Here is a 17493-nt window from a genome sequence, read left to right on the forward strand (position 1 = left end):
CCATGTGGATGACCAAAGTCAGTATTCAAAATCCCGTCTTCGCCACCATGGTCATGGTGGCGCTGGTGGTGCTGGGCATCTTCTCCTACCGGGGCCTGGGCGTGGAGAGCATGCCCAGCGTGCAGTTCCCGTTCGCCGCCATTGAAGTGAACTACCCGGGCGCCTCGCCCGAAGCCGTGGAAAACGACATCACGCGCCCCATCGAGGACGCCGTCAACACCGTCAGCGGCATCAAGACCATCCGCGCCAACTCGTGGGAAGGACGCGCCGGCGTCTACCTGGAATTCGAACTGTCGACGAACATGGACAAGGCCATGCAGGACTTGCGCGACAAGGTGGCCCTGGTGCGCCCCCGCTTCCCGAAAGAAGCCAAGGACCCGTTCATCGCCCGCGCCGAAGGCGACAACGAACGCCCCATCGCCACCATCGTGCTGACCTCGACCGGGCATGACCTGCGCTCGCTGTCGACCATGACGGAACAGATCATCAGCAAGCGCTTCCAGGGCGTGGCCGGCGTGGGGCAAGTCAAGCTGCGCGGCTTGCGCGCGCGCCAGATCCTCATCAGCATGAAACCGATCGAACTCAATGCCCAGGGCATCGGCGTCGATGAAGTGATCCGCGCCATCCAGGCGACGAATACCAATTTGCCGGCCGGCTCGATCAGCCATGGCGCGGCCGAACAGCTGGTGCGCGTGGAAGGCAAGATCAAGGATGCGCGCGAATTCGGCAAGATCATCGTCGCGCGGCGCGCCATCGGCCCCGTCTACCTGGACCAGGTGGCCACCGTGGTCGACGGTGAACAGGAAGAACTGTCGATCTCGCGCATGAACGGCCAGCAAGCCGTGACCATGGAAATCACCAAGGTGCAGGATGCCAACGTGGTCGAAGTGGGTACCGGCATCCTGAAAGTGGCGGCGGACCTGCAAAAGACGCTGCCGCCCGATATCAAGCTGCGCGTGCTGGACGACGAATCGGAACGCGTGCAAAGCCAGCTCAATAACGTCAAGCGCACCATCATCGAAGGCGCCGTGCTGACCATGGTGATCGTCTTCCTGTTCCTGCACTCGTGGCGCTCGACCATCATCACGGGATTGACCTTGCCGATCTCCGTGCTGGCCAGCTTCATCGCCATGAAGGCCTTCGGCTTTACCCTGAACTTTTTGACCCTGATGGCGCTGTCCTTGTGCATTGGCCTGTTGATCGATGACGCCATCGTCGTGCGCGAAAACATCGTGCGCCACCTGGGCATGGGCAAGAACCACTACAAGGCTGCCAACGACGGCACCAATGAAATCGGCCTGGCCGTGATGGCCACCACGTTCGCCATCGTCGCCGTGTTCGTGCCGGTCGCCTTCATGGACGGCATCATCGGCCGCTTCTTCCTGCAGTTCGGCATCACCGTGGCGGTCGCCGTTCTCGTCTCCCTGTTCGTCAGCTTCACGCTCGACCCCATGCTGTCGTCCGTCTGGCGCGACCCCGTCAAGGACCGCTTCAAGTATGCGCCGTGGCTGGGCCGCTTCATGGCATGGATCGAGACGGGCATCGACCGCCTGCACGTCTGGTACGGCAAGGTGCTGGCAGTGGCCCTGCGCTGGCGCAAGACCACCCTGGCCACGGCCGTGGCCCTGTTCGCGGGCAGCCTGATGCTCGTGCCGATGATCGGCGGCGAGATGTTCCCCGAGACGGACCAGGGCTGGGTCAACCTGCGTTTCAAGACGCCTGTCGGCTCCAGCCTCGAATACACGGACAGCAAAGTGCGCCAGATCGAAACGGCCCTGAAGGAGTTTCCCGAGATCGACAGCCTGGTGGCCAATATCGGCACGCCCGATGGACGCAACGCGGCCGAGGTGAACCTGAAACTGACGGACCTCAAGACGCACAAGCGCCGCTCGCAGCAGGAACTGGAAAAGCTGATCCGCGAGCGCCTGGCGCCGATCGCCGGCATCACCCTGTCGGTCGGCAACCGTCCCATCTTCATCGCCATCCTCGGCACGGATGAAGGCAAGCTCGATGCGGTGGCGCACCGCCTGATGGACAAGATGCGCACCATCAAGGGCCTGGCCGACATGGAGTACAGCCAGGAAGGCGCCAATCCGTCGACCACCGTGAAGATCAATAACGAGCTGGCCAGCGACCTGGGTTTGTCGGTGCAGCAGATCGGCAATGCCCTGCGGCCTTTTGTTGCGGGCGACACGGTCAGCCACTGGTTAGCCAGCGATGGACAAAACTATGACGTCAACGTGCAGCTGCCGAAATCGGGCCGCCAGAAAGTGGCCGACCTGGCCGACCTGTCGCTGGCGTCCAGCAAGTTTGACGCGAACGGCAAGCCCGTGATGATTCCGCTGCGTCAGGTGGTCGAATTCGTGCCGTCATCGAGCCCGCAAGTGCTGAAACGCCAGGCCTTGCAGCGCCGGGTCGCCATCTATGCGGGCGTGCAGGGCCGCCCTGCCGGCGACGTCGACGCCGACGTGCAGAAAGCCATCAAGTCCATCGACCTGCCGCCCGGCGTGCGCTTCGACGTGGCCGGCAATGCGCAGCAGATGGCCGAAACCATGGGCGGCGCGATGATGGCGCTGGGCATTGCCGTGATCTTCATCTACCTGGTGCTGGCGTCGCAGTTCGGCAGCTTCCTGCAGCCGATCGCCATCATGGTGTCCTTGCCGCTGTCGCTGATCGGCGTGCTGGCCGCCCTGCTGATCACGGGCAGCACCCTGAACATCTTCTCCGTGATCGGCTTCATCATGCTCATGGGCCTGGTCACCAAGAATGCGATCTTGCTGGTCGACTTCACCAACCAGCGCCAGCGCGAAGGCCTGGGACAGTTCGAGGCACTGATGGAAGCGGGGCAAGTACGTTTGCGCCCCATCCTGATGACGACCCTGGCGATGGTCTTCGGCATGCTGCCGATGGCCATCGGCATGGGCGACGGCGGCGAATCGCAGGCGCCGATGGGCCGCGCCGTCATCGGCGGCGTCATCACCTCGACCTTGCTGACCTTGGTGGTGGTGCCCGTCGCCTACACCTACCTCGATAGCCTGGGCAAGCGCGCCGCGCGCTTCTTTGGCGGCAGCGGCGGCGAGCATGCCGCATCCGCCGACGACGGCAAGGCACACGCCCACTGATAGACCGGTCGCCTTCACCGTCCCCGCATTGGCGGGGACGACGCGGCGGCTTTCTGAAGAGAGCTTCAGTTGACCAAAGCTGCCCCACTGGCTAGACTGTCCCCGTTATCAATGATATGGAGTGACTCGTGGGTGCTTGTTCCAGTGACAGTAGTCGATTGACCATCGGCGATCGGCCTTAGGCAAGACGCGCGCATTCCGCCCGCCCTGCCCATGGCAAGGTGCGGTTATACCAGCGGCGATGTCCATTCGCCGCACTTCCCTCCTCATCGTTCCACCGTTATCGTCTGCTGCCCCCTTTACCGGGCGTTTTCCGCACGCCCTGGCACTCGCCTGTTCCTCCCCAGCCGGGAGAAACTATGGTGGTATTTGACTTTGCGCTGCGCGTTGCCGCGGCATTGACCCTGGGCGCCATGATCGGCGCCGAACGCCAGCTGCGCCAGCGCATGGCGGGCTTGCGCACGAATGCGCTGGTGTCCGTCGGCGCCTCGCTGTTCGTGATGGTTTCCGTGCTCGAAGGCGATGCCTCGGGCCACATGCGCATCGCCGCGCAGGTGGTCTCGGGCATCGGCTTTCTTGGCGCCGGCGTCATCATGCGAGAAGGCATGACGGTGCGCGGCCTGAACACGGCCGCCACCCTGTGGTGCTCGGCCGCCATCGGCATCCTGTGCGGCCTGGGCTTCGCGCTGGAGGCGGCCATCGGCACGGGCTTCGTGCTGATCGCCAACCTGGTGCTGCGCCATCTGGCCCAGCGCATCAACGCGCATGGCAGCGAAGCGGGCATCGAAACGGAGAGCATCTACCGCGTGACGGCCGTGTGCGAGGCGGAGCAGGAAGTCCAGGTGCGCAAGCTGATGCTGCGCTTGATCAGCGGCATGCCGGCGCTGATGCTGCAATCGCTGCACAGCGAGGATGCCGCGCACGCGGGGCGCATCGAAGTGCGCGCCGACCTGCTCACGCCCTTGTCCAGCCTGGGATTGCTGGAGCAGATCGTCAGCCAGGTGAGCCTGGAAGGCAGCGTTTCGGCCGTGCGCTGGGCGCTGGTGAACAACGCGGAATTTGTCGCCGAGCGGGGGGTATGATGATGAAAAAGTTCTTCCATTGGTTTGCCAGGCAAGCGCCTGTCGTGGCCACCTACCGCCTGACCGTCACCTGCCCCGCAGCGCAAGCCGACCACGTGGTGCGCCTGCTGCTGGCCGAACTCAAGGGCGCAGGCCTGGCGCCGTCGCAGATGCTGCGCAGCTGGGACGACGCCAGGCAGGTGGTGCAACTGATCGCCACGGTGCTGTGCCAGGCCGTGCAGCGCGCCGTGCTGGTACGCTTCGTCAACCGCGCGGGCGCCTGGCCGCAAGTGCGGCAAGTGCGCTGGGAAGGCGTCGCACCGTCAATCTGAGGCGGGCAGGCGCATGATGAACAGCGCGCCTCCTTCCGGACGGTTGCGCGCCTCGATACTGCCGCCATACGCGTGCACGATGGCTTGCGACAGGGCCAGGCCCAGGCCGAAGCCGGGCGCCTCGCCCGCACGCGCCTGGGCGCCCCGGTAAAAGCGCTCGAACAGATGCGGCAAATCGTCCACGCCGATGCCCGGCCCCGCATCCGCCACGCCCACAAACGCCTGTTCGCCATCGCGCACCACGCGCACCGTGATGACGCTGTCTGACGGCGAAAACTTCACCGCGTTATCGAGGAGATTGGCCAGCACCAGGTCCACCGGGCCGGCTGCCACTCTGGCCTGGACGGTCACACTTTCATCAAAGACGATGCGGATGCCGCGCTGCGCCGCCGCCTTTTCCAGGCGCTGCGCGGCCGCCCGCACGAGGGGATTGAGCGCGATGGTTTCCACCGCATTGCGCTCCTGGCCCACATCCAGGCGGGTGAGCATCAGCAATTCTTCCACCAGGGTCGTCAGGCGCTGCACTTCGTCGAGGCAGGACGCCAGCGCATCGACATATTCGGACGACTCGCGCGGGCGGCGCAGGGTGATTTCAATTTCCGTGCGCAGGCGCGACAGGGGCGAACGCAATTCGTGCGAGGCGTCCGCCGTGAAGCGGCGCTGCGCATCATAGCCATGCTCCAGTCGGTCCAGCATGGCGTTCAGGGTATCGACCAGGCGGCCGATTTCGTCCTGCGTGCCGGGATGTGGCAGGCGCTGGTGCAGACTGGCTTCGCCGATCGAATGCGCCTGGTCCACCACGTCGTCGATGGCGCCCAACACGCGGCGCGTGAGCATTTCGCCGGCCAAGCCCACGGCCGCCAGCAAGGCCAGCGCCATGGCGGCAAACAGCACCGTGGCTGCGGCCAGCACGTGGTTGGCGTCGTCGAGCGAACCGGCCACCTGCACCGCCAGGCCCGCGCCGGAAGATGGCACGGGAATCGAGACCATGCGCAGCGGCTCTTCGCCAAACTTGGGCAGGGTCTCGAAGACAGTCTCGCCGGCCGCCAGGCGCGCCAGCAGGGCGGGCGGCGCCGGCAGCTGCGCCGCCTCCAGGTTGCGGCTGCGCGCCAGCACGCGGCCTTCGCCATCGATGATCTGCACCAGGCGGTCCAGGCGCGTCAACGAGGGTTGCGCCAGGCCCGGCGCCACCTCGTGCACCTGCACGGGCTGGCGCGGCGCGGCCGGCAGCATGGCCATTTCCGTCTCGGCCAGCGCCAGCAGGGCCGCATCGAGCTGGCCATGCACGGCGCGCGACAGGCCCCAGTAGCCGGCCAGCGCCGTGCAGGCGACGATGGCGAGGATGACGGCCAGGTGCACCAGCAGCAGGCGCTTGCGAAAGCTAGCCACCGTTGTTTTCCGCCAGGCGGAAGCCGCGCCCGCGCACCGTATGGATCAATGGCGGCAAGCCCGGCGTATCCACTTTTCCCCGCAGGTTGCGCACGTGGACGTCGATCAGGTTGTCGATGCCGATCAGGTCCGCCTGCCATATCTGCTCGGCCAGGCGCGCACGGCTGACCACTTCGCCGGCCTGGCGCAGCAGGATCAGCAGAATCGCGTATTCCTTGGGCGTGAGCACCAGCGGCGCACCGGCCCGTGTCGCCTGGTGGCTGACGGGATCGAGCGTCAAATCGGCCAGCGCCAGCACCAGCGGGCGGCTGATGTCGGAGCGGCGCAGCAAGGCGCGGATGCGCGCCAGCAGTTCCTCGAATTCGAACGGCTTGGTCAGGTAATCGTCGGCGCCCGTGTTCAGGCCCGCCACCCGGTCGGCCGTGGCGTCGCGCGCCGTGAGCATCAGCACGGGCGTCTGGATGCCGCGCGCGCGCAAGTCGCGGCAAAAATCGATGCCCTGCTTGCCCGGCAACATCCAGTCCAGCACGATTGCGTCGTAGTCGACGGCGTAGCTTTCATCCTCGCCTTCCTCGGCGCTATGCGCCACGTCGACAACAAAGCCTTCTTCCTGCAAGCCGCGGGCCAGCAGGCGCGCCGCCTTGCGGTCGTCTTCCACCAGGAGGATTCTCATGCCTGCCTTTCGCGTCGCGCCCTGTTTTCCATGCTGGCATTTTACCGCGCTCCACCGCACGCACACCGAACCTGAAGAATGATTCAGGCATTCTTGGGCGCTTCTTCAGGACCATATTGCTATGCTTTTCCGGCGCTGTCATATCTCTGCCCGCGCCCCCTTCTGACCGCCCGTCTGGGCACGGCATCCACGCATGCCCCATCACCATCAATAACAAGGAAACACGGGATGAACACGACCACCCGCAACGCCCTGGGCGCCAGCTGCGCCCTCGCTCTCGCCTGTTCGGCCCTGGCCGGCTGCGCCAAACCGACGGCGGCAGCCACGCCGCCCGCCCAATCGAGGCACCTGGACGACGGCAGCATCGCCGTCGACAAGATGTCGCCGCTGCGCCAGCGCCTGCAGGTCGCCGCCGTGCAGGAACAGGAGATCGCCACGCAGACGGATGCGCCAGGCAGCATCGAAGCGATGCCGGAAAAACTGGTGAAAATCACGCCGCCGCTGGCTGGCCGGATCACGCGTTTGCAGCGCGCCTTGGGCGACAGCGTGAAGGCGGGCGATCCGCTGTTCACGCTCGATTCGGCGGAACTGAGCGCCGCCTACGCGGACGACAGCAAGGCGAAGTCCGCCCTGCTGCAGGCGCGCCAGGAACTCGAGCGCCAGAAAACGCTGTTCGAGGCGGAAATCGCCGCGCGCAAGGAGTACGAAGCGGCGCAGGCAGTTTTTGCGCAGGCTGGCAGCGATGCCCAGGCCAGCGCCGACAAGCTGGCCCAGTACGGCGCCGGCGCGCGCGGTTCGCGCCGCGATTATGTGCTGCGTTCGCCGATCGCCGGCACCGTGATCGCCATGGAAGGCGCCCAGGGCGGCTACTGGAACGATATCAACGCGCCCGTCATGACGGTGGCCGACCTGTCCACCGTGTGGCTGTCGGCCAACGTGGCCGAGAGGGACCTGGCGCACGTGGCCGTGGGACAAAAGACCAGCATCGCCGTCGACGCCTGGCCCGGCAAAACCTTCGAGGGCAAGGTCGCGTATGTGGGCGCCGTGCTCGATCCCGAGACGCGCACGGTGAAGGTGCGCGTGGCCATCGACAACCGCGCCGGCGCCTTCAAGCCGGGCATGTTCGCCCACGCGGGATTCGCCGGCGCTTCCCGCCGCGTCCTCCTCGTGCCGGCGTCGGCCGTGCTGCAAAGCGGGCCATCGACGCGCGTGATGGTGGAGCGCAGCCCGCTGGTGTTCTCGCCGCGCACGGTGGAAGTGGGCGCCAGCCATGGCGGGCAGGTGGAAATCGTCTCGGGCTTGCGCGCGGGCGAACGCATCGTCGTCAAGGAAGGAGTGCTGCTCAATGATTGACCGTTTCATCGCCACCTGCTGCCAGCGGCGCGGCATCGTCTGGCTGGTACTGCTGTTTGTCGCCGTCTACGGCGTCTATTGCTGGAAGCAGCTGCCCATCGAAGCCTACCCCGACATCGCCGACGTCACGTCGCAAATCGTCACGCAGGTGCCGGGCCTGGGCGCCGAGGAAATCGAGCAGCAGATCACCATTCCACTGGAACGCGCCCTGCTCGGCACACCGGGCATGCACGTGCTGCGCACGCGCAGCCTGTTCGCCCTGTCGCTGATCACGGTGGTGTTCGAGGATGGCAGCGATGGCTACTTCACGCGCGAGCGGCTGCAGGAACGCCTGGCCAGCGTCAACCTGCCGTACGAGGCCAAGCCGGGACTCGATCCCTATACCTCGCCCACTGGCGAGATCTACCGCTACACGCTGGAATCGAAAACACGCTCGCTGCGCGAACTGTCCGAGCTGCAGTTCTGGACCGTGATTCCGCGCCTGCAGCAGGTGCGCGGCGTGGCCGACGTCAGCAATTTCGGTGGCCTGACGACGCAGTTCATGCTGGAACTCGATCCCGCAAAACTCGACAGCTACGGCTTCTCGCTGGCGCAGGTCAAGGACGCCATCAACGCCAACAATATCAGCGGCGGCGGCAGCGTCATCGACCGTGGCCAGCAATCGTACGTGGTGCGCGGCGTGGGCTTGCTGCATTCACTCGACGACATGGGCAACGTCGTCGTCAGCAGCAAGGACGGCGTGCCCGTGCTGGTGAAGGACCTGGGCAAGCTCGCCTATGGCAACGTGGAGCGGCGCGGCATCCTCGGCAAGGACGACAACCCCGACACCATCGAAGGCATCACCCTGCTGCTGAAGGATTTCAATCCGTCCGAGGCGCTGGCCGGCATCCACGCGGCCGTCGATGACTTGAATGCCAACCTGCTGCCGAAAGATGTGAAAGTGGCGCCCTACCTGGACCGCAGTTCGCTGATCGAAGCCACCCTGCACACGGTCAGTTATACCTTGGGCGAAGGCATGCTGCTGGTCGCCCTCGTACTGCTGCTGTATCTGGGCAGCCCGCGCGCAGCCGCCATCGTCGCGCTGACGATTCCTCTGGCCCTGCTGATCGCCTTCATCTTCATGCACCACTTTAGAATTCCCGCCAATTTGCTGTCCCTGGGGGCGATCGACTTCGGCATCCTCGTCGACGGTTCCGTGGTAGTGCTGGAAAACATGCTGCGCCGCCGCGAGCGGGAGCAGGAGCGGCCCCTCACCCTGCAGGACGCCATCGACGCGACCCTGCAGGTGGCGCGTCCCATCATGTTCGGCATGGCCGTCATCATCGCCGCTTATTTACCCCTGTTCGCCTTCCAGCGCATCGAGTACAAACTGTTCTCGCCGATGGCGTATGCGGTGGGCTCGGCGCTGGTCGGCGCGCTGGTGGTGGCGCTGGTGCTGATCCCCGGCCTGGCCTGGCTGGCCTTGCGCAAGCCGCGCCGCACCTTCCATAACCGCGCGCTGGACAAGCTGGCGGGCGCGTATGGCCGCTTCCTCGAGCGCATGGTGGGCAGAAAGCGCTGGGTGGCGATGGTGTGCGCCGCCTCGCTGGCGTGCCTGGCTTTGCTGGGCACTACCATCGGACGCGATTTCCTGCCCTACCTCGATGAAGGCTCGTTATGGCTGCAGGTGCAGATGCCGCCCGGGATCACGCTCGACAAGGCGTCCGACATGGCCAGCGAACTGCGGCGCGCCGCGCTGGAGTTCCCGGAAGTGTCGACCATCGTCACGCAGACGGGACGCAACGACGACGGCACCGATTACTGGACGCCGTCGCACATCGAGGCGAGCGTGGGCCTGCATCCATATACCAGCTGGAAATCGGGCATGAGCAAGCAGCAGCTGATCGCGAAAATGAATGAGCGCTTCGCGCGCATGCCCGGCTTTACGGTGGCCTTCATGCAGCCGATGATCGATGGCGTGCAGGATAAATTGTCGGGTGCGCACAGCGACCTGACGGTGAAAATCTTCGGCAACGACCTCGATGAAGTGCGCGCCATCGCCGGCAAGGTGGCGCACGTATTGAAAGGTGTCCCCGGCGCCTCCGACGTGGCCGTGGACGTGGAACCGCCGCTGCCCAACCTGAAGGTGGAACTGGACCGCGCAAAGGCGGCCCGCTACGGCATCAATGCGGCCGACGTGGCCGACCTGATTGCCACCGGCATCGGCGGCGCGCCCATCGGCCAGGTGTACGTGGGCGAGAAAAGCTACGACATCGCCGTGCGCTTCCCGCCCGCTACGCGTTCCAGCCCGGACGCCATCGCCAACCTGAAAATCACGGCGGCGAATGGCGCGAAGATCCCGCTGGCGCAGGTGGCCAGCATCAGCACCACCTCGGGCGAGAGCGTCATCGTGCGTGAAATGGGCCGGCGCCACATCATCGTGCGCCTGAATGCCCGCGGACGCGACCTGGCCGGCTTCCTGGCCGAAGCGCGCCCGCTGGTGGCGCAAGCCGTGGCAGGCGAGCACCAGCGCATCAGCGTCGAATGGGGCGGCCAGTTCGAGAACCTGCAGCGCGCGCAAAGCCGTTTAACCCTGATCCTGCCGATGACGCTGGGCGCCATGTTCCTGCTGCTGTTTGGCCAGTTCCGCAACCTGCGCCAGCCCGCGCTGGTCTTGCTGGCCGTGCCGCTGGCCATGCTCGGTGGCCTGGCCGCGCTGCACCTGCGCGGCATGACCTTGAACGTGTCGAGCGCCGTCGGCTTCATCGCCCTGTTCGGCGTGGCCGTCCTGAACGCCGTGCTGATGCTGGCACAGATCAACCGCTTGCGCGCCGACGAAGGCCGCAGTTTGCGCGACGCCGTGCTGGAAGGGGCCCGCGACCGCATGCGCCCCGTCCTGATGACGGCCACCGTGGCCGCCCTGGGCTTGACGCCGGCCATGCTGGCCACGGGTCTGGGCAGCGACGTGCAGCGCCCGCTGGCCACCGTGGTGGTGGGCGGCCTGGTGACGGCGACGGCGCTGACCCTGCTGCTGTTGCCGGCCCTGTATTACCTGATCGAGGCGCACGTACACAAACACCAGACCGATACCGAAGGAGAGACCCATGACACGTTTTAACGTACTGCTGGCGACCTGGCTGATCGCCCCTTGCGCCATCGCCGCCCCCCTGAGCTTTGAAACCTATTTGTCCGCTGTGGAAAGCCACAGCCTGGAGCTGCAGTCGCAGCAGGAAGGCATCACCTCGGCCAAGGCCGGCATCGGCATCGCCGGCCTGCGTCCCGATCCCGAGTTTACCCTGGGCGCCACGCGCGAAAGCGTGCGCAGCGTCGAACACCGTCCCGTCACGTGGAACCCGGCCATCAGCATGGCTATCGAGACGGGCGGCAAGCGCGCCGCGCGCGTCAAAGCCGCACACAGCAATGTCGCGCTGGCCGAGGAAACGGTGGCCGGTTTCAGGAGCGAACTGTATGGCACGGCCGCCGCCGCGTTCACGGAAGCGTGCCGCACGCGCGAGGTCCTCGCGCGCAAGGAGCAGACCATGGCGGCCCTGTCGCAAGTCGTGGAAGCGAACGCCGTGCGGCGCAAGGCGGGCGACGTGGGCGGCATCGAGCTGCTGCAGTCGCGCGTGGAACGCGACCAGTTCCAGGCCGAGCTGGCGCAGGCGCGCAGCGAGTCGGACAGCGCCATGCTGGCCCTGTCGCCGCCGCTGGGACGCCAGTTCGACGCGCTGTTTCCGGAGGCGCAGCTGGTATGCGATTTCGCCGCGTTTGAGAACCAGGATGCCGGTGTGCTGGTGCCGCAAGCGCTCGACGCCCGCAGCGACGTGCGCATCGCCCGCGCCACCCTGGACAACCTGCGCGACGGCGCGGCGCTGGTGCGCGCCAACCGCGCCGTCGACCCGACCATCACAGTGGGCCTGGCCGCCGCGCGCGGCTACCATGACGGCATCGACGCCAGCGGCAATCCCGTCGAAGGCGCGCCCCGCTCCCGTGCGCTGTCCATCTCGCTGGCCATCCCCATTCCCCTGTCGCGGCGCGACAAGGGCGACATCGTACAAGCGGAAGCGGGCGTGACACAGGCGATGCTGGCCCTGCGCCAGGCGGAACTGACAGCGGAAACGCAAGTGCGCACGGCCCAGCGGCAGCTGCGGGCGGCGCAGGACAGGCTGGCGCGCTACCGTGACGGCGTGCTGGTCGATGCGCAAAAGGTGGTCGATGGCATGCGCCTGTCGTACTTCAGCGGCAATGCCTCGCTGCTGGAATGGCTGGCGGCGCAGCGCTCGGCCGATGAGGCGTACCAGGGCTATGTGCAGGCGCGCGCCGATGCGGCCATCGCCAGCACGCAGCTGCAACTGGCGATCGGCCAGCGGCCGCGCTTGTAGCGGGGAAGGAGAGAACGAGGAGATACCGGCGCGGCCATGCCGCACCGGTCGTCAGGAACGGGGAATTACTGGGGCTGGGCGGGAGCGTCGCCTTCGGCGGCCGGATCGGCGTCGACGTCGGCGTCGTCCGCTTCCGGCTCATCGCCCTCGCCACCGTCGGCCGGCTTCGGATTGTTTTTCGCTTCCAGCTTGCGCCTGGCTTTTTCCTCGGCTTTCTTCTTCTTTTCCAGCTCTTTTTGCCGTTTTTCGTATTGGAAATTTGTCTTGGCCATTTACTACCTCTTTAGTTTTTAGATGTTACAGATAAGCATATAAGCCACATTATGACGTAGTTGGACCAAACACCAAATGTTTAGCCTCGCGGATGATGCTGCGCATGCAGCAGTTTCAGCCGTTCGCGAGCCACATGCGTGTAAATCTGCGTGGTGGAAATATCGGAGTGCCCCAGTAACAATTGCACAACACGCAAGTCCGCGCCATGGTTCAGCAAATGGGTGGCGAACGCGTGGCGCAGGGTGTGCGGCGACAGCGGCGCCGTGATGCCGGCGTTCAGCGCGTGTTTCTTGATGATGACCCAGAACATTTGCCGCGTCATGGCGCCGCCGCGCCGCGTGACGAACAGCGCATCGTCCATCTGGCCGTCGAGAATCACGCCGCGCGCTTCCTTCAGGTAGCGCTCGATCCACAGCCGCGCCTGCTCACCGAACGGCACCAGCCGCGTCTTGCTACCCTTGCCCGTGATGCGCAGCACGCCATCGTTCAGGCTCAGCTCCACGGATTGCAAGTCCACCAGTTCCGACACGCGCAAGCCGCTCGCATACATGAGCTCCAGCATGGTGCGCTCGCGCAAGCCCAGCGGCGTGCTGACGTCGGGCGCCGCCAATAGCGCTTCCACCTGCGCTTCGCTCAAGGTATGCACGAAGCGCGCCGGCTGCTTGGCCGAGACCATCTTCAGGCACGGGTCGGCCGCGATATGCTTGTGCCGCAGGGCCAGCTGGTAAAAACGCTTGAGCACGGACAGGCGCCGGTTCGACGACGTGGCCTTGCTCTCGTCGCGGCGGGCCGCGAAATACGCCTCGATATCGGCCGTGGACACGTCGTACAGGCCCTCGCGCCCGGGCCGCGCCACTTCCAGCCAGCGCGAAAACAGCCGCATGTCGCGCCGGTAGGCGTCCAGCGAGTTTTTCGACAGGCCGTCTTCCAGCCACAGGCTGTCGCAGAATTCATCGATCAGGGTAGTGTTGTCGGGCGCCAGCAGGCTGTTCATCATCGTGTTGACCACCCCATGCCCGCCACGCCTTCATGCGCCAGCAGCCAGCGCTTCACGCCCAGGTGGAAGCCCGTCGCATCGTCGTGGTGGGCAAAGCCGCCCAGGCCGCCAGCGGCCGTGACCCGGTGACAGGGTATGACCACGGGAAACCAGTTGGCGCCGCAGGCCTGGCCCACGGCGCGCGGCGCCGAGCCGATCAGGCGCGCCACGTCGCCATAGGTGCGCACCTGGCCGCGCGGGATGCCGGCGATCGCCGTCCATACCCGTTGCTGGTAGGCGCTGCCCGCGCCTGCCAGCGGCAAGTCGAAGACCTGATCGGGATCGATAAAATAGCGCGCCAGTTGCTGGCACGCCCGCTCGGAGACGGCATCCTGCGCGTCTTTTTCCGCAAAGTGCGGCGGCAGATACACCAGCTCGCATACCTGGCCATCCTGCGCGCGCACGCCCATGGCGCCGAACGGCGCGGCCACGATGGCGCTGAACAGTTCACTGCCCTGTTGTTTTTTCATCTGCTGATCATTATTCAAGTGTGGCATATATGCAACCTGCCGGCGCCGGAAACAGCGCCACGGGAATTATGCACCGACTTTGGGCGTGCCGGCGGACGTTTCCCGGGGACGAAAAAAAAGCGCACCAGTCGGTGCGCTTCAAATATTGCTTCACGTTCCCGGTCGTTTGGGTCCGCCGGTGCCGGCTTGTGGCCGCAGACAGCTATGACTCAACAACTTCTGTGAAACGTGTGTCTCCTCAATATATCCCCGGTATCAATACCGTTTTTATAGACCACTCCCCCACTAACCTTGTTGCCAATTCTGTATTTCAGCCTTGCTACCTGGGCGTATATGCATATACGTGTTTCCCCTTAAGGCTGCCCATCATAGCGCATTTATTCGGCCGGATCGACTTTTTTTGCACCATGACGGGGACAACTGTTTTAGTTGTAAATTAAATTTGGCAGCCACAGCGAGATTTGTGGTACGTAGGTAATCAGCACCAGGAAGCCCAGCATCGTCAGCAGCCACGGCATCACGGCCACGGTCAGCTCCGAAATGCCCATCTTGGTAATGCCGGACGCCACGTACAGGTTCAAGCCCACGGGTGGATGGCACATGCCCACTTCCATATTGACCACGATCAAGATGCCGAAGTGCACAGGATCGATGCCCAGCTTCATGGCGACGGGGAACAAAATCGGCGCCATGATCAGCACGATGGACGACGGTTCCATGACGTTACCAGCCAACAACAACAGCACGTTGACCACCAACAGGAAGCTGATCACGCCCAGGCCTTTGCCCGTGATCCATTCGGCCATCGCTTGCGGGATGTTTTCGCTGGTCATCAGGAACGAGAACAGCACGGCATTCGTGATGATGTACAACAGCATCGCCGACATGGCGGCCGAGTCGAGCAAGACCTTGCCCACTTGCTTGATCTTCAAGTCCTTGTAGACGAAGACGGCGATGATGAAGGCGTACACGGCTGCCATGGCGGCCGCTTCCGTCGGCGTGAAGGCGCCCGAGTAGATGCCGCCCATGACGATGACGATCAAGAGCAGGCCCCAGGCGCTCTTCTTGAACGTGACGAAGCGCTCGCCCCAGCTGGCCTTTTTCATGCGTGGATAATTGTGCTTGCGCGCCAAGAACCACGTGGTCAGGCCCAGCAGCATGGCCAGCATCATGCCGGGAATCACGCCCGCCATGAACAGCTTGCCCACCGAGGTATTCGTGCTGACGGAATACATCACCATCACGATCGATGGCGGAATCAGGATGCCCAGCGCGCCCGAGGTGGTGATGACGCCAGCGCCGAAACCGCGCGGGTAGCCCTGCTTGACCATGGCCGGCAGGATGATGGAGCCGATCGCCACCACGGTGGCGGGGCTGGAGCCGGAGACGGCCGCAAACAGCGCACACGCCATCACGCCGGCCAGCGCCAGGCCGCCATGCCAGTGGCCCACCATGGAACTGGCGAAGTTGATCATGCGCCGCGCCACGCCGCCATGCGTGAGGAAGTTGCCCGCCAAAATGAAGAACGGGATGGCCATGATCTCGAACTTCTCGATGCCCGTGAAAATCTTCAGGGCCACCGATTCGATGGGTACGCTCGTCATGGTAAACAGGAACGTGAGTACCGTCAGGCCCAGCGAAATGGAAATCGGCATGCCGGTCAGCATCAGCGCCAGCAGCAACACAAAAATGATCAGCGCGTTCATGCCTTGGCTCCTTTTTCTTCAGCCGTCAGTTCGTCTTCCAGGCCCTCGACGTGCGAATGGTCGTGTTTCGGCAAGGCGCCCGTCTTGATGAAATGCACCATCACTTGCAGGAAGCGGAAGCACATCAGGTAGGAACCGAGCGGCACGGCTAGGTAGACCAGCCACATCGGCACTTCCATGTCGGCCGAGGTCTGGTCCGTGTGGCCGATCGACCACACGAAGCTGGCACCCAGGGTCCCCACGACACCCGTAAACAGGGCGCCGGCCCCCAGGCCGAAGACGATGAAACGGTCGCGCCAGCGCGGGTTCATGCGGTTGATCAAGACATCGACGCCCACGTGGATGCCCGTGCGCACGCCATACGCGGCGCCGAACTTGGCCATCCAGACGAACATGTAGATGCACAGTTCCTGGGCCCAGCTGGTATTGATTTGAATCAGGAAGTCTTGCACGACCGGTATCGGCAAGCCTGCCAGGTAGCGGTGCACGACCGCGACGAAGATGATGAAGGTGGCCGCGCCCATCAGGGTCGCGATCAGCCACTCTTCCAGGTGATCCAGAAATTTCATGGTGGACTTTCAAAGAATGCGGGTACGCTGACACCCGCGCAGGACGCGCAGGTGCCGTTGCTGCAGAAAGACAGGGATGCCCCTGAAAGCCGCACCGGGTGGCGCGGCCAGCGCTATTACTTCGCGCTTTCCTTGTTGATGGCCGAGATCAGGTCCTTGCCGATGCGCGCTTCCATGGTCTTTTGCACGGGCGCCAGCGCCTTGCGCCACTCGGCCTGTTCCTGCACCGTCAAGGTGTAGATCTGCGTCCTGCCCGCTTTCTTGATGGCGTCGAGGGCCTGGTCGTTGTCGCGCTGGGCGATGGCTTTTTCAAACGTGGTGGCTTCGCGCATGGCTTTTTCCAGCTGGGCGCGGATATCGGGCGGCAAGCCATCCCAGAATTTCTTGTTGACGATGACGGCATAGCCCAGGTAGCCGTGGTTCGACACGGTCACGTGCTTTTGCACTTCATGCATCTTTTGCGTGTACATATTCGACGGCGGATTTTCCGTGCCGTCGACCACGCCCGTCTGCAGCGCCTGATACACTTCCGAGAAGGCCAGCACCTGCGGATTGGCGCCCAGCGCGCGCATCTGCGCGTCGAGCACCTTGGACGACTGGATGCGCATTTTCAGGCCCTTGAAGTCGGCCGGGCTGTGCAGCGGCTTGTTGGCCGACATCACCTTGAAGCCATTGTCCCAGTAAGCCAGGCCCGTGATACCCTTGGGTTCCAGTTTTTTCAGCAGGCTCTTGCCGATTTCGCCTTCGGTAACGTTGTACAGCGCCGTCTTGGTGGGGAAAATGTAGGGCAGGTCGAACGCTTCGAACTCCTTCACGCCCAGCGGGCCGAACTTGGCCAGCGAGGGCGCCAGCATCTGCACGGCGCCCAGCTGCAGGGCTTCGAGTTCTTCCTTGTCCTTGTACAGCTGGCTGTTCGGGTACAGTTCGACCTTGACCTTGCCATTCGTGGCTTTCTCGGCCAGCTGCTTGAAGCGCTCGGCGGCCTGGCCTTTCGGCGTGTCCGTCGCCACGACGTGGCTGAACTTGATGACGATGGGGGCTTGCGCGTAAGCGTGCACGCCGGCGGTGGCGCCGATGGCCGCGCACAGCGCGACGAACATGGTTTTCATCTGCATTTTTGTCTCCTGGATGGTTTTTAGAAAAACTTT

14 protein-coding genes are annotated in these 17493 nt (G+C 64.5%); 6 read left to right on the forward strand and 8 right to left on the reverse strand.

The genetic code is table 11. The features are described from left to right. The first annotated feature begins 2 nt into the window (after positions 1 to 2). From LSO07_RS25215 to LSO07_RS25225, 3 genes are all read left to right on the forward strand, one after another. Positions 3 to 3122: an efflux RND transporter permease subunit gene (locus LSO07_RS25215; protein ID WP_151096921.1), complete on the forward strand. Its 3120-nt coding sequence runs from the start codon at positions 3 to 5 to the stop codon at positions 3120 to 3122. Between the two features lie 362 nt (positions 3123 to 3484). Next, positions 3485 to 4204, forward strand: coding sequence for an MgtC/SapB family protein (locus LSO07_RS25220; RefSeq protein WP_205412515.1), 720 nt, complete (start codon positions 3485 to 3487; stop codon positions 4202 to 4204). Then, complete coding sequence (locus tag LSO07_RS25225; protein WP_092607970.1) at positions 4201 to 4515, forward strand: hypothetical protein; 315 nt, start codon at positions 4201 to 4203, stop codon at positions 4513 to 4515. The genes LSO07_RS25220 and LSO07_RS25225 overlap by 4 nt, the downstream gene beginning before the upstream one ends. Here the strand turns inward: LSO07_RS25225 and LSO07_RS25230 are convergent. Both LSO07_RS25230 and LSO07_RS25235 read right to left on the reverse strand, forming a co-directional pair. Beyond that, positions 4507 to 5904, reverse strand: coding sequence for a sensor histidine kinase (locus LSO07_RS25230; protein ID WP_151096922.1), 1398 nt, complete (start codon positions 5902 to 5904; stop codon positions 4507 to 4509). The genes LSO07_RS25225 and LSO07_RS25230 overlap by 9 nt on opposite strands. Continuing rightward, positions 5897 to 6577, reverse strand: a complete 681-nt coding sequence (locus tag LSO07_RS25235) for a response regulator transcription factor (protein ID WP_034779983.1) — start codon at positions 6575 to 6577, stop codon at positions 5897 to 5899. The genes LSO07_RS25230 and LSO07_RS25235 overlap by 8 nt, the downstream gene beginning before the upstream one ends. A 228-nt stretch (positions 6578 to 6805) precedes the next feature. Here LSO07_RS25235 and LSO07_RS25240 point away from each other — a divergent pair, with 228 nt between their 5' ends. From LSO07_RS25240 to LSO07_RS25250, 3 genes are read left to right on the forward strand one after another with little or no spacing between them, the layout of a single operon-like run. Continuing rightward, the gene (locus tag LSO07_RS25240) at positions 6806 to 7930 is read left to right on the forward strand and encodes an efflux RND transporter periplasmic adaptor subunit (protein ID WP_151096923.1); all 1125 of its coding nucleotides are present in this window, start codon (positions 6806 to 6808) and stop codon (positions 7928 to 7930) included. Next, positions 7923 to 11027: an efflux RND transporter permease subunit gene (locus tag LSO07_RS25245; RefSeq protein ID WP_151096924.1), complete on the forward strand. Its 3105-nt coding sequence runs from the start codon at positions 7923 to 7925 to the stop codon at positions 11025 to 11027. The genes LSO07_RS25240 and LSO07_RS25245 overlap by 8 nt, the downstream gene beginning before the upstream one ends. Continuing rightward, the gene (locus tag LSO07_RS25250) at positions 11014 to 12291 is read left to right on the forward strand and encodes a TolC family protein (protein ID WP_151096925.1); all 1278 of its coding nucleotides are present in this window, start codon (positions 11014 to 11016) and stop codon (positions 12289 to 12291) included. The genes LSO07_RS25245 and LSO07_RS25250 overlap by 14 nt, the downstream gene beginning before the upstream one ends. A 65-nt stretch (positions 12292 to 12356) precedes the next feature. Here the strand turns inward: LSO07_RS25250 and LSO07_RS25255 are convergent, their stop codons facing one another. The 6 genes from LSO07_RS25255 to LSO07_RS25280 all read right to left on the reverse strand — a co-directional run bounded on the left by LSO07_RS25255 (position 12357) and on the right by LSO07_RS25280 (position 17454). Continuing rightward, a complete protein-coding gene (locus LSO07_RS25255) occupies positions 12357 to 12563 on the reverse strand; it encodes a hypothetical protein (protein WP_070257461.1) in 207 nt (68 codons plus the stop codon). A gap of 80 nt (positions 12564 to 12643) precedes the next feature. Beyond that, positions 12644 to 13561, reverse strand: a complete 918-nt coding sequence (gene xerD / locus LSO07_RS25260) for a site-specific tyrosine recombinase XerD (protein WP_225317418.1) — start codon at positions 13559 to 13561, stop codon at positions 12644 to 12646. Continuing rightward, a complete protein-coding gene (locus LSO07_RS25265) occupies positions 13558 to 14070 on the reverse strand; it encodes a methylated-DNA--[protein]-cysteine S-methyltransferase (RefSeq protein WP_151096926.1) in 513 nt (170 codons plus the stop codon). Before LSO07_RS25265 ends, xerD begins: the two co-directional genes overlap by 4 nt. A gap of 425 nt (positions 14071 to 14495) precedes the next feature. Next, positions 14496 to 15776 (reverse strand): TRAP transporter large permease, encoded by a 1281-nt coding sequence (locus tag LSO07_RS25270; RefSeq protein WP_070257459.1) that lies wholly within the window; start codon positions 15774 to 15776, stop codon positions 14496 to 14498. Then, positions 15773 to 16345, reverse strand: a complete 573-nt coding sequence (locus tag LSO07_RS25275; RefSeq protein WP_034780017.1) for a TRAP transporter small permease — start codon at positions 16343 to 16345, stop codon at positions 15773 to 15775. The genes LSO07_RS25270 and LSO07_RS25275 overlap by 4 nt, the downstream gene beginning before the upstream one ends. A 116-nt stretch (positions 16346 to 16461) precedes the next feature. Then, a complete protein-coding gene (locus LSO07_RS25280; RefSeq protein ID WP_404811521.1) occupies positions 16462 to 17454 on the reverse strand; it encodes a TRAP transporter substrate-binding protein in 993 nt (330 codons plus the stop codon). Positions 17455 to 17493: the final 39 nt, after the last annotated feature.

This window comes from Janthinobacterium sp. PLB04 (assembly GCF_021165895.1).
Classification (GTDB): domain Bacteria; phylum Pseudomonadota; class Gammaproteobacteria; order Burkholderiales; family Burkholderiaceae_D; genus Janthinobacterium; species Janthinobacterium lividum.